At 58.4% G+C, this 14453-nt stretch carries 6 protein-coding genes; 2 read left to right on the plus strand and 4 right to left on the minus strand.

The annotated features are described in order from the left end of the window. Nucleotides 1-52 precede the first annotated feature (52 nt). Nucleotides 53-412: a hypothetical protein gene (locus DIE08_RS31870; protein WP_124905640.1), complete on the minus strand. Its 360-nt coding sequence runs from the start codon at nucleotides 410-412 to the stop codon at nucleotides 53-55. Next, nucleotides 409-9540 (minus strand): hemagglutinin repeat-containing protein, encoded by a 9132-nt coding sequence (locus tag DIE08_RS31875; protein WP_124905642.1) that lies wholly within the window; start codon nucleotides 9538-9540, stop codon nucleotides 409-411. The genes DIE08_RS31870 and DIE08_RS31875 overlap by 4 nt, the downstream gene beginning before the upstream one ends. A 1297-nt stretch (nucleotides 9541-10837) precedes the next feature. On the opposite strand from DIE08_RS31875, the gene DIE08_RS31885 reads away from it, so the two are divergent. After that, complete coding sequence (locus DIE08_RS31885) at nucleotides 10838-11413, plus strand: hypothetical protein (RefSeq protein WP_260436605.1); 576 nt, start codon at nucleotides 10838-10840, stop codon at nucleotides 11411-11413. Next, entirely contained in the window at nucleotides 11410-11661 is a 252-nt protein-coding gene (locus DIE08_RS31890; RefSeq protein WP_124905644.1) for a PAAR domain-containing protein, read from the plus strand. The genes DIE08_RS31885 and DIE08_RS31890 overlap by 4 nt, the downstream gene beginning before the upstream one ends. 252 nt (nucleotides 11662-11913) lie before the next feature. On the opposite strand, the gene DIE08_RS31895 is transcribed toward DIE08_RS31890, so the two are convergent. Together DIE08_RS31895 and DIE08_RS31900 are read right to left on the minus strand one after the other, a co-directional pair. Then, nucleotides 11914-13929, minus strand: coding sequence for a sodium:solute symporter family protein (locus tag DIE08_RS31895; protein ID WP_059599040.1), 2016 nt, complete (start codon nucleotides 13927-13929; stop codon nucleotides 11914-11916). Nucleotides 13930-13932: 3 nt separating this feature from the next. Continuing rightward, nucleotides 13933-14277: a DUF4212 domain-containing protein gene (locus DIE08_RS31900; RefSeq protein WP_124905646.1), complete on the minus strand. Its 345-nt coding sequence runs from the start codon at nucleotides 14275-14277 to the stop codon at nucleotides 13933-13935. Nucleotides 14278-14453 lie beyond the last annotated feature (176 nt).

Here is a 14453-nt window from a genome sequence, read left to right on the forward strand (position 1 = left end):
CCAGCCGTCACCGGCCCACCCAACTACAACGCGTAGTGTGTAACCATCTAAATCACGACAAGGATTTAATCAACTCCAACGCCATAGCCAGCCTCTCCCTAACATCACGTGAGTGCCGCTTATTCTGATATGTGGAAAGTTCGACCATGCGCAATTTTGGCGGATAAGAATTCGCACCATCGCCTCTCACAATCTCAATCTGTGCAATGCTCATCTGACCAATCAATACCCAATAAATATCTTCAGCCTGATCCGGTATCCAATTAATCACGAATGCATGTTTCAGCCCCGGAAAAAATCGACGCAGGGCTACGCCTAGTGCATCCGAATTATCGTTCGAAAGTAGATTGGCGGATCGCTCAATCAACTGACTCCGCATCGCTCTCGCACCTTCCTGCCTACTCGAATTCATTTCAATTTCCCTGGAAATGCGCTCACAAGATTCCCAAATTTGTCTGTCAAGACAGTCATGACCGATGTCGGCTGACTGTTATTGAATTTATCTGTCCCAATGGGCCTACCAACATCAACCTCTCTGACGTATCGAATCCCATCTGCGCTTGACAACTCTCTTGTAATCGGTGTTGATACCGTATTGGGGTCTTGAAGCAGCTTTCGTACGTCGCTTTCACTAATTGTAAACTGGCTTGCGTTCACATTTGGATCAAGATGGCGATCGCCGATGTGATCCATACCATCATTCGTGATATTGATTCGCGACTGTGCACGGCCCGGTGCCGAATTCGTACTGTCGCCCGACTGCTGATCGTTGCCACTGGACAATATAGGCATACCCGGCGCATAGCCCGCAACACCCGGCTTCGCAACTTGCCCTCCCGCCCCTGCCTCTCCTGCCAACACCAACCCCGGACTCGCCGTAGGCGGCTTACCACCGCCAACGCCGATAACCGCGTTCAATCCATTGGCAATACTCTGCAATACTAGATCAAGCGCCGTCGTTTTCTTACGGACCGCGCCTTGCCCACTGGCCTCTTCAAGCGTGTCCGTATCCGTATGGTTCCACTGGTTGTACAGGTTCACATTCGAAGCAGTAGCTGCGCCCGCTGTTCCACCGACCAGCCCGCCCAATGCACCGATGAGCAGGTTGCCTGACACCTTCCCGGCAAGTGTCGAGTCCGTCGCACCAGCCACCGCATTTGCGGCCTGCTTCGTCTGATCGGCCAGCAACGCTGCCAGTCCTGCTCCGGCCGCGCCCTGTGCCGCGCTCCCGATTCCGCCGCCGCCCAAGCCGCCAATGAGCGCGCCGCCCGCTATGTGCAGATAAAGTCGGTTAGTTCCGCCTTCGTCCCACGAATCGGCTTCGGCTTGATAGGCAGCTTGCGCCGTCGTATCGCCCGCCAGCTTGGCCGCATCGGCAGCATGTTGGGCTTCCTTCTGCTTCATATCCGCATAAGCGCCGATGCCTTGTGCCACAACTTGACCTGCAGCTTGTGCAGCGTTCATCACGTCGGCCTGCTTATCCAGCAGGTTCTGCACATCCGGCGTTTTCGATACCGTTCCGTTCAGATTCGACGTGTCGCGATTCAGGTTAGCCAGGTCCTGCGTCTGGCCGGTCGGATTCGTGATGTTGATCGTGCCCGCGCTCACACCGCTTCGTGTGGTAGCGTTCTCACTACCACTATCCGACTGCGAAATCATCGGCGTCACACCGCCTGCACCGCTGACCGATCCCGTTCCGATCGACTTCCCGGTGACGCCAACGCCTGCGCCAGCGCTAAAGCCGCTGCTATCCGCATTGTAGGTCGAATGATTTTCGATATCGCGATAGGTCAGCGTACCTGTCGTCAGCGTGTTTTTCGACGGATCGGCCGTGCTGGCAATCGCCGCGCCCGTCAGGTCGGTATTGCCCTTGACGTTCACATTGAAGCCACCATCGCCCGCCTGAATCCCGGCCTGTTCGTTCACGCCCGCGAAATTGCCGTTCGCGTTTCCGTGCGACGAACTGAAGCTTGCACTACCACCCATCGTACTGACGCTGATGCCGCCGCCTGCGCTGCTTTGATGCGCGCTGCTGACGGTCGTATCTTGCACACTGCGCATGTTCAGGTTGCCGCCTACGTCGGCGGTAACAGTGCGACCGGATACGGTCGAACCGATCACATTCGTATCGCCGCCGCTGAGAAGCGTCACGCTGTTCGCACCCGTTACGTGCGAATTGTTTTGCATCACGGCATCGCTGTTGCCGTCGCCATGCGCGCGCGACATGGCGGCCGACACCCCGATACCGTTCGTGCCGATCGACACACCAACGCTTGCGCTTGACGACGAATTCGAGCTGCGCGTCGAATCGGTGTTCGTCGTGTTCTGCAGGTCAATCTGATTCTTCGCGGCCAACAGCACATCGTTGCCGGAAACGTTCGAACCGGCGACCGTGATATTGCCGCTACCGGGGGTGCCGTTACCCGTCGCAATCAGCGCAGTCGTACCACCGGCCGACACGCTCGAACCACGTTGCGTCGTCTGGTTTTCGGACGTATCGAGACGACTATGGCTCGATCCGACGCTGATTTGAACACCGATGCTCGGCGTGCCGCCGCCTGCGAGCGCACCACCCGTCAGACCAGCCACACCCATTGCAGCATTGCCCGCCGCCGCAATCGCGTGCAGGGCAGTTGCACGACTGTCGCCGCTTCCGCTCTTTGCCGCCTGCGCCTGCTGATACGCACCGTTAATCGCATCGCCGATGCTGCCCGACAAGCCGAGCGTGACGCCGCTGCTGCTGGTTGTCTCGCTATGGGCCCTGTTGCTCGTATCGGTTGCTGAATCGATCACCACGTTCGCAGCCGTACCGGTCAGGTTCTTTCCAGCAATCAGATCGCTACCCGTCACGTGCAACGTATCGCCCGCCTTGATAGTCAAATCGCCATTGAGCGAACCAATCGTGCTCGCGTTGTTCGTGACGGACGAAGCGTGATCCGTATCGGTCTTTTTCTGTGTGCCAATACTCACGCTCAGCCCGCTCGTACCGATACCCGAATGCGTTTCGTGATAGTAGCTGTCCTGCGTGATCGTATCCTTGGACGTCGTGATATTGACGTTGTTAGTCGCCGCAAGATTCACATCGTTCGTGCCAACGACCGTGCTGCCCTGAACGGTCAAATCATGACCCGACTGAATGTTGACCATATTGCCCGACACGGTACTGCCGACGCCGACATTCGCCTGCGTGTTCTGCATCGAATCGGTTTTCGTGCTGCTGACGAAGCTGCCGCGCTGGACTTGCACCGATTGGTACTTGTCGTGTTCCTCGCGGGCTTCGTTGATCGTAACGTTGCCCGTCGCCGCGATGTTCGCCGCACCGGCGCCATTCTCAACGCCATTTGTCATGCCCGCAGTAAGCGACGAACCCGTGAGCGTCACGTTGCCTTTCGACGCGTCGGCACTTGCTGCCGCGAGCGTCGCGTTGCCGCCCGCCGTGAATTGCGTACCAACCGCATGTTCGTCGTAGTTGTGATCGACTTCCTTGCGCGTCTTGCTGTCCGCCGCGACGTTATCGAGCTTCGCGGTATCCGTGACCGTCGTCGCCGTCAAATTCCCGCCTGCAAGCGCAGACAGGTCTTTTCCGGCCGATACGGTCGCGCCCTTCAGCGTCATGTCGTTACCGCTCTGCATCCCCAAGCTACCGCCTGCAGTGATGCCGCTGGTCACGTTCTTCGTCGTGGACTCTTCCCAATGATGCTGATCGTTCAGATACATCGATTGGTTCGTCGTGGACTGAACCGTGTCGACACTGATATCACGACCCGCCGTAACCAGCGCGTCGCCGCCAGCCGACAGATTCGCGCCGTGAAGCGTCAGATCGCGGCCCGCTTGCGCGGACAAATCGCCCGTTGCCGCAATGGTGCCTTGCTGACCAAGCAACGTTTGGTTGACCTTGCTCGCGCCTGATGCACCGCTCACGCCAACCGTATCGACCAGCGTCGTATTAACGATATCCCGACCCGCGCTGACTGCGACGCGATTGCCCGTAATCATCCCGGATGCGTTCACTACATCATTGCTCGCCGACACGACGGTCGTGCCGTTTTTGCTGTCGCTGGAAATCGTACCGCCGCGATTCAAAATATCCGTTGCGGTCAAGACGGTTTTCGAGCCACCCTTGATGACGCCCGAATTGGTCGTGCTGCCAGCCGTATGAATTTCAACATCGTCCGCCGCGATCAATGCCCCGGTCGGTTGCAGATCGTTCGCATGCGTTTGCGCCATATAAACGACCGGCGCCAACACGTGTGTCGTGCTGCCGTCAGGCAGCGTCACGGTCTGGTCAACGAGCCACACGATATCGCTCGTCAACGCATCCATCTGCGCTGCCGTCAACGCCATCCCGGGCACCAAACCGAATTCCTTCGCATAGTTCGCACCGTTCGTCATCAGGGCGCGATACTCATCCTCAGCACTCGCGTAACCCGGCAGGAACGTACGGCCGGTCAACTGCGTAATCTGGTTACGCACCATTTGCTGCTCGTACATCCCGTCACCCAAGCGCTTTTCGATGCTCGCCGGGTTCAGGTTCAACTGGCCGAGCATGTAGTCGCTCGAAATGAAGTTCGTATAGCTCGTCAGGCGCGGATCGGTGACGATCAGATACGGCTGGCCGGGGACGGGATGAATCGAGTACATCCCGCTTGTCGGCAACGTAATCGACAAAGCACCCGTTGCACTTGCCACCGATTGCAGCGCGGGAACGGTCGTCGTTCCGCTGGCCGCGCCGACCTTGGACGGATTGCTGCCCGATACGCCTTGATTGGCCGCGTTGTTGCCAAGCGTGCCCCCCGTTGCACCGGTCGCGGAATTTTGTGCCGCAACGTTCTGGTTGTTCACGTTCTGCGCATCGATCGACACCGACTGATTCGCGATGATCGTGCCTCCGGTTCCGCCGATGGCAATCGGCGTGTGAACAACGGACGGTTCAACGATCGTGCCGCGATCCTGCGTCGTGTCCTCGTTCCACGCGTACATCGAAACGATATTGTCAGTCTGATACTGATACAGCGTTCGGCCGACGTTGTTCACGACCGTGCCGCCGTAGCTTCCGCTACCAACAGAGCCGCCTTGCTGCGTGCTGCCGATTTGGATCGACTTACCAGCGGCGATCGCACTGTAGTTGTTGTTGATCGTTCCGACGTTCGCCATCGTGATACTGCCACCGGCCACCAGTTGAGCTTGTTGCGCCTCGCTCGTTACTTTGTCCTGTTGGACAGTGGTCGTCGTATCGCGCCAAATTTCGACACGCTGATAGCCGTTGTGGCCATCGCTGCGCGTCTTGTATTCCGAATCCGGAACGTAGTTGACGTGCGGATCGTACGCATCCCAATAGTTGACCGTAACCGTGCCGTCCGCGTTGGTCGTCAACGTGTTGTAATAAATCGTCTGCTGCTTGCCGTTCACGTTCACGACCAGCACCTTGTCGGTCGCGTTCGGTCCGGACGTTTCCGATACAACCTGCGAAGGGCTATAGGTTGAAGTGAGCGGCGTTTTATAGCCGTTCACCCACATTGCCTGTGAGCAGCCGCCGTTCGGGTCCGCGTTCATCGTCGCGCACACGATGTATTTCTGGCGCTTCGTTTCGTGCGTGCTCGACGTGCTCGTCGTTTCGGTTGTGACTGTCGGTGCGGGGCGCGTATTGGTGAACGTGCCCGCTGCGAGTTCAATGTTGCCTTGTGCTTCGATCGTCGATTGATCGTTCAGCACATTTTGCGTGCGGTTCGCGAGCAAGCCGTTTGCGTCGCGCTGACCATTCGCCGCGATATTGATATCACCGACGCTGAACAGGTTCGCACCGCCCGTGTTCGACAACTGATTCGTCGCGTACAGATTCAACTGATTGGCAGCAGCAAATACAGCAGCAGCACCGGTATTCGTGATCGTATTGGCATTCGCCGTTACGTTGGCACCGATCACGGTGCCCGTGTTGTTCAACGTCGCGCTGTTGGTCGTAACCGAATCGCCTTCGATGCGGCCTGCGTTATCGATCGAGCCACCGTTCGCGTTGACCGTCGTGTTTGCGGAATTCAAATCCGCACCGCTCTGGTTATCGACGTTCGCAGCATTCACCGTCAGCGCACCGTTGGCATCCAGCACGCCTTGGTTCGTCAGCTTGCCCGACGTGGTGAAATTCAGATCGCCGTTCGCGTGAAGCTTGTTCGCCGCCGTCTGCGTGTAATCGCCCGCGAGCATGATTGAGCCGTTGCGACCCGCGATGATGGAACCGTCACCGGACAACGTACCCGTGTTCAGCGTCAGGTCTTGATCGCTACCAATCGCGCCGCCCTGATTCGACAGTGCGCCGGTCTGAATCGATACGCTGCCGCCGCTACCGGCGTCATTGCCGATCTTGCCAGACGTGTCGTCAATCGATGCGGCCGTCAACGACAACGCGCCGTTTGCCCGCATCGAACCATTCCGGTTCGACAGCGCCGCGTTCGCGCCATTGAACGTCAGGTTGTTCGCCACCGACAGCACGCCGCCTGCATTGTTCGCGTTGCTCGCGACATTCAACGTCAGGTCGTGTCCCGACAGCGTCTGCCCGCCTTGTGCATTGGTGAGTGCTTGCGTGGTCAGCGTAACATCGCCATTTCCGCCAATTGTGCCCGCACCAGCTTTTCCAGACGCGTTCGTGTTCGTGATCGAAGCGCCGCCGTCGATCGTCGTCGCACCGTTGCCGATATTGGCGATTCGACCATCGCTGTTATCGACGCTGGAACCCGATACGCTGAGGATGGATGTCGCGCCGTTCGCTTCAATTTGGCCCGCACTGTTGATCACGGCACCTTGCGCACGAAGTGACAGATTCCCGTTCGCCTGAACAAGACCGGCGGCATTCACGATTTGGCCGTTCGACTGTGCTGTCAGCGACTGTCCTGCAAGCAACGAACCACCGGAATTATCGATACTGCCCGCAGACACCGAAACGTCACCGTTGCCGCCGATCGTGCCACCAGCCGTATTCGTCAGCGCGTTTGCCGTCGTGACCGACAGCGCGCTCGTACCCACGTTTTTAAGCGAGCCTCCATCATTCGCGAGGCTGTCGGCTGTCACCGATACCCCATTGTTCGCTTCGAGCGTGCCCGCGCGGTTATCGACCGCGCCTTGTGCTTTCAGCGTGATGCTGTCGGCACCGACGTAACCACCTGCATGGTTATCGAGCGATTGAACGTCGAGCGCAGCCTGTCGCTGTGCGGCCAATGTCCCGGCGCTATTCGATACAGCAGCAGCCTTCACGCTCAACGCGCCATTGGTCGCAATCGTGCCGCCTTGGTTCGACATCGCACCGGTTGTGATCGACAACGTACCGCTGCCCGCGTGCGTAATCTTTCCGTGATCGTTGATCAGCGTCGCAGGCGTCAGGTTCAAGTCGGTGCTGTTCGTCTGAATAACGCCGTTGCTCGAATTATCGAGCGTGTTCGAGACAGCGACATTCATTGCGCCGGTCCCGGTTTGCGTAATCGTGCCGCCGTGGTTCGACAAATTCGTCGCCCCGAACGACAACTGGTTGGCCTGTATCGAACCCGCGTCGTTGCTCAGCGATGCTGCATTCACCGTTGCCGATTGTCCGGCCGCGATGCTGCCGGAATTATTCATCAACTGCGCGCCAGCATTGATCACTGCATTTTGTGCAGCCGACAACGTACCGCTGCCGTTGTCGAGTGATTGCGAATCGACTTGCAGGTTCGTTTGTGCACTGACCGTGCCGTGATTCACGACGCTGCCGGATTGCACCGTCACACCGCCGTTGCCACCGATGACACCGCCTTGTGCGCCAAGTGCGGTTGTACCAGCCGCGTTCGTCAATTGCCCTGTCGTCGTGATCGACAGGCCGTCCGAATTCAATGACGTTACGCGACCGGCACTGTTGTCCAGCGAACTACCCGAAATGTTCATTCCGGCCGCACTCTGCATCGTGCCTTGATTATTCGCGATCGCGCCACCACGCATCTGCATCGCATTTTCGGAAACCAGCGTGCCGCCCTGATTCGAAATTGCGCCGTTCGACTGTGCGTTCAGCGAGCCTTGCGTCGATACCTTACCGCCTTGGTTCGAAATACTGCCCGCAGTGAGCGTTGCATTACTGCCGCTCGACAGGCTCCCGTGATCATTGATCAACGCACCGGCCGCGTTCGCGCTGACCGTCCCCTGCGCGCTCGTCGTCGCGCCCGAAAGGTTCAGATTACCCGCGTTCGCGTTCAACGACAGATTGCCGTTCGCAGCAGTCTGGCTACCTGCAAGGTTCACAGCGCCACCCGAAACCGACGCGCTACCGCCCGCGACGTTCTGCCCGGTCGCCGTCAGTTGCCCCGTGCTCGACAGATTCAGGTCGCCACTCTTTCCAACAGAACCGTCGTTATTTACGCCAGCGCCGAGCGCCCCGGTCGAATTGATACTCCCCGCATTGACTGTCGTATTCTGTTGCGCAGCCAGAGTGCCGCTGTTCGACAACGCGCCGCCCGTCGATACATTGACGTTTTGCTGTGCGTACGTCGTGCCGGTGTTTTGAATACTGTTCGCGGTTGCGGTAAAATTACCGCTCGCCGTCGTCTTGCCCGTGAGTACAAGCTGGCCGTTGGATTGCAGCGTCAGATCGCCTGCTTGCGCAGCGATCGTTCCGGCATTCGCGACCCCGACCCCGAACTCGTTGCTCACGAGAAACACGCGGTTCGCGTACATGCCGCCAAGCTGGCTAACGTCAATCGCGACGGCAGGCGCTGCACCGTCGCCAGCGATCGGGGTTGCCGCCAGCGTGTCGTGATTGACTTGGTTCGCGCCTGCGATGACGTTCAGGTTCTTGGCATAGATAGCGGCATTGGCCTGTACCGCACGCGAAATCAAATCGACCTGATCGACGTTCGATGCATTCAAGCCCGCGCCCTGTACAGTAATCAAGCCGCGTGATACATTGAATCCGTTCACCGAACCGTCTGCGCCGTAGTACGGTACGCCGGTTGTCAAAGTGGCCCGCGATGTATTAATAAATCCACCGCCATCTACTACGATGCCGGACGGGTTAGCCAAAATCACTTCCGCACGATTTCCTGCAACTTCAACGTAGCCCCGCAACTGCGACGGATTCGCGCTGTTGACTTGGTTGACGATGATTCGTGCGGACTGACCCGCACCGAAATTCGGATTGCCGTTGATATATCCCGCTTGCTGCGTATTCACCAGCGTCGGTGAATTATTCAAAATCGCGCCGGGTTTTTGTACATCGAACTGGTTGTACGTATTCACAGAGACGCCAGCCCCCGAAGGAGCGGCAATATTCACTTGCGGCAAACCGTTCTGCGTCTGGATTACGTGCGTACTCGTACCGGGCGTTGGCGCGATCTGCGCGAAGCTGAATAACGGCACACCGAACAGCAATGCAGCCGCCATAGCGATCGGCTGCCAAATGATACGCAAGCGCGATGGCGCACTCACGCCTTTAGAGTTCCCGGCTGCATGTGGTGAACTACCGTTTTCCTGAATGGCCATCATCGCGCCGCGCGCGCGATTGAACACAACCCGATAGCATTTCTTGTTCATTCTTCATTGACGCGCACTGCGCCCCTGCTTGCAATCTTGTTTGAATTCAGCGTCGATAGGACCGAACACAATTCGCCGTCTGGTCTTGAACGAGCTTGCGACGGATAGTCAGAGCGACAATGCCTCTCATGCATGTCGCGATTGCGAGCGCTGGCTCGCAATTGGTCCCCTCTTATCCACTGCGCGATCCTAGCAGAAGCGACAACCGCACACTGTCAGAAATGATCAAGACGACGCACGAAGTGCGATTTTAACCTCTCAAGCAGCGAGATATCTACAAGAATATTCAAGAATTCACATTTTTATAAATGTTTCGAAATGTCAATTCTAGGCAGGATGCGATTTTATTGGGATAGATTCGATGCAGCTTTAGACACGGTGCGATCTGCAAATACAGCGGGCAATCGCGGGTGGACGCCCGTAGTCTTGCGAACAGTACTAATTTCGAGATAAACCGCAATGGTGTCGAAATTCGGCCTTTGACAATGTATAAATCGGGCCGACAAAATATGTATTTTTGAGCGTTCGAACTGAAATGCTGGTCGCTGTATAAAAGAATTTTGCGTGCCGTTGCGGCTACGCAACATCTGGAAACGCATCACCGATCGAAGCCGTTGACCGTCATGGCAGCCGTTACTTTGCCTCCGGTTTGCTTTTCGCGAGACGTTCACACATTGCAGCTACCCATTCGCGCACGAACTCTTGGTCGTCGTGATACAAAGTACCGATTAGCGCACTGACATCACGAGCCGGATCAAGAGAACGCCCTGCACCGCCTGCAATCAAGGTTTCAGGCGGTACGCTTCCCGAACCTTCTCACCGTCGCGAACGGCTTGAATTTTTACGATCGGTTTCACCACGTCGAAACCAACGACAAGGATGTTGCTCAGGCCGAAGAGGCGCAGGATAAAAGGCTGACGTCGCCAGCCTTCACCGCATAAGGCTGCTTCAGCACGACGACTGTATCCAACGGTTTCGGATCGACGATCGGATCAAGTTCCCCGAGGAAGACGTACCCGTAGGCATGGAGTTCAAGGCCAAGTATATCGTGCATTACAATGGAAATTACGCACGATGGTTTTCAACCGACGCAAATGCACAGGCGGTTTACAGAAAAACACTCGAATCCATAACACCGCGAATCGTAAATTCATTTCAGTGATCCAAAATGAGAATCGTTGATAAAATCGCAACACTCATCCTCCTTCTGATGACTTCATGCGGCGCCCAAGCCTCAGCCGATATCTGCAGAAGCGAATTAAGAGAGTTGGTCGCGCCTCCGCTTGAGCACGTTGCAATGAACAAGAAAGACATCCAAGCCGATATTGAGGACGTGTCTGATGGAGTCTATAGTGTCAGGCTGTATGTCGCCGCGGATAGCCCCGATAATCTTGACAAACAAGTATCCATCGGCTGGGTGAACTTGGATACAAATTCGATGAAGGCGTTGGATGTAACACGAGACCCCGAACATCCAGACGTTCTGAAGGTGAATGAGGCAAAATACCGAAAATTCATTTCGAATTGTATTCACAAGCCATCGAAGACGGCTTTGAGCTGCGACGAACTCAATACACATGCCTCGAAGCTTGCCATCGACATACCTCAATCGGAAAGCGGGATGGCAGTCATTGGAAGCGGTCGCCTTCAGTTTTATTCAGCACCAGATTACGCGTGCAAGACACCAGGAGTTTTTATTTTGACTGGGGAATCTGTCAATGCGTACACTAGCTATCATGGATTCACGTTTGTCGCTTACCAAAATTCAAAGAAAACCAGCACCGTTCGCGGCTGGGTAAGAAGTAATCGACTGCGATCCAGCAGCCTTGACACTGCTCCGCGGCACTCCGCTGTTGGCGAAACCACCAAATGATGAATCTCATCCGCGTCGGAGACGACACCGATCACGGCGGCAAAGTCGAAACTGGCTCTACGACAATGCGATTCGACGGTCGGTATGTCGCCCGCAAAGGCGATCGTGTGTCGTGTCCTCAGCACCCCGACGTGTCGCCCAACATCATCGAAGAAGGTGATTCATCTATGACGGAAGGCGCTATTCCGATAGCACGGCACGGCCACCGCGCCACATGCGGTTGTCACCTGATCTCAAGTCTCGTTTGATTTGGAGATAGAACAAGTGCGTCCTGTCGACGACGCATCTTCGATGCGTGTTGACATAAACGCTCGCGACAGTGCTGAGCGGCCCCCCAGTAAAAACAGTGCCATCAGGTGAGATCCTTTATCCGACCTCAGCACACGAAATTCCTGACACGTCCCCTCTCCGCAAAAACACATGAGGCCCCTTGATTCCCCCGAGAAATCAAGGGGTTTTTCTTTTTCCCCCCGCGATGTCCCGCGTCCAGCGCCTCAGCGTCACGGATGCCGAATGTAATCCACCAGCGCCCTCGTGTATTCATCCGGCTGCCGATCAAGCAGACTCACCACGATCGCCACCGCGAACCCCGCCGGCACGCCGAACACACCCGAACTGATCGGCTCGATCCCGAACCACGTCCGCCCGGCGAACCCCGTCAGCTGCGTGAAGTATGGATACGTCGACACGATGTAGTACACGCACACCGCGAGCCCCGTCAGCATCCCGGCGATCGCACCGCGCGTCGTCGTGCGTTTCCAGAACACTCCGAGCACGAGCACCGGAAAGAAACTGGACGCCGCGAGCGAAAACGCCGCCCCGACCAGAAACAGAATCTTCCCCGTACTGAGCGACGCGACATATGACGCGAACAGCGCGACGCCAAGCAGCAAGACCTTCGAGATCGTCACACGCCGCTGCCTCGACGCGTCCGGCGCGACCATGCAGTAATAGACGTCGTGCGACAGCGCATTCGCGATCGTCAGCAGCAACCCGTCCGCGGTCGACAGCGCCGCGGCCAGTGCACCGGCCGCGATCAGCCCCGACACGACATACGGCAACCCCGCGATCTCCGGCGCGGCCAGCACGACCATGTCGGGCTGCATCTGGATCTCCGACCAGTGCACGATGCCGTCGCGAATCACCTCGACGACGCTGATCAGGTCCGGTTCGAAGTGATGCCACTGCGTGACCCACGCGGGCAGCTCGGCGATCGGCCGCCCGACGAGGCTGGTGAGAATCTCGTACTTGATCATCACCGCGAGCACCGGCACGCTCAGGTAGAACAGCGCGATGAAGAACAACGTCCAGCCGACCGAACGCCGGGCCGATGCGACCGACGTCGTCGTGTTGTAGCGCGTGAGGATGTGCGGCAGGCTCGCGGTGCCGAGCGACAGGCACAACAGCAACGCGAGGAAATTCCGCTTGCGCGGCTTGCGGTCGTCGTCGTTCGCCGCGGGAAACGGCTCGTGCATCGGCACGGGTGGCTCGGCGCGTGCCAGGAGATCGTCGCGCGTCTGGGTCCAGGTCACGCGCGCCGCCGTCGGGTCGCGCGGAAAGTCCGCCAGCTCGCGCTCGCGCTGGTTGATCTCGCGCAGCGGCCCGTTGTGGCGCCGCAGCTCCGCAAGCTGGTCGACGAGTTGCTGGCGAGCGTCCGCATACGATGCAGGCAAGCGGTCGAGCTGCGCCTGCACGACCGCGGCCTGCCGGCGATACGCATCGCGCACCTGCTGCTCCGGGGCGGCATCGCGCACCTGCGCCTCGCGCGCCGCCACGCGCTCCATCAGCTTGCCGTAATTGAACTGCGGCACCGGCCCGAGCCCGTTCTTCATCGCGATCAGCGACACGGGAATCAGGATCGCGCTGATCAGGATGATGTACTGCGCGACCTGCGTCCACGTGACCGCGCGCATCCCGCCGAGAAACGAGCACACGAGAATGCCCGCGAGCCCGCAGAAGATCCCGATCGCGAAGTCGACGCCGATGAAGCGCGTCGCGATCAGCCCGATCCCCTGGATCTGCGCGACCAGATAGACGAACGAGCACAGGATCGCGGCGCCGGCCGCGAGCGCGCGCACGGCGGTGCTGGAAAAGCGCGTGCCGAGAAAATCGGGAATCGTGTAGCGCGCCAGCTTGCGCACGTATGGCGCGAGCAGGAACGCGACGAGGCAGAACCCGCCGGTCCACCCCATCACGTACGCGAGCGCATCGTAGCCGGTTGCGTAGAGCGAGCCGGCCAGACCGATGAACGACGCCGCCGACAGCCAGTCGGCCGCCGTCGCCATCCCGTTGAACGCAGACGGCACGCGCCGCCCGGCCACGTAGTATTCAACGAGATCGGACGTGCGCGACAGCAGCCCGATCACCGCATACACGGCAATCGGTACGAACAGGAACACGTAGCCGATCCACACGCCGGAACCGGTCGCGCGCTCGATCCGCCACAGCAGCAGCACGAACCCGAGAAAGCCGAGGGTGTAAAGCGCGTACGCGCGAATCAGTCGATGCGTCAGCATGGATCAGCGGGCATGGTGCGCATTGCCCGCGTGCGACGCATGTTCGTCGTACGCGCGCCGCAGCAGGCGGTCCGCGCGCTGCATCAGGCCGATGTAGACGACGATCAGCACGAGATACACGAGAATCGCGCCCTGCGCGCCGACATAGAACGGCAGGCTGAAACCGGCAAAGCGGATGCCTGCGAGCGCGGGCGCGAAGAACGGCACGACGAACGAAACGGTGAAGCCGATCGCCATCAGTACCACGATCAACACGACGTTGAAACGCCAATAGCGCGCATGGGCACGCGCGAGCGGCTCGGGAACGGGTGGCGGCGCGGCAGGCACCGGACGGGACGAAACGGTCATGCCGTTATTTAGCAAAAAGCCCCTGCGCGGGCAATCGGGATTGCCGCGCAGGGGCTCGTATGCGCAACGTGCACAACAGGCGCGATCAGCGCACTTCGGCGAGCTGCTCGAGGATCGCCGGGTTCTCGAGCGTGGACGTGTCCTGCGTGATCGCCTCGCCCTTCGCGAGCGAGCGC

Source organism: Burkholderia sp. Bp9004, from assembly GCF_003858025.1.
GTDB classification, from domain to species: domain Bacteria; phylum Pseudomonadota; class Gammaproteobacteria; order Burkholderiales; family Burkholderiaceae; genus Burkholderia; species Burkholderia diffusa.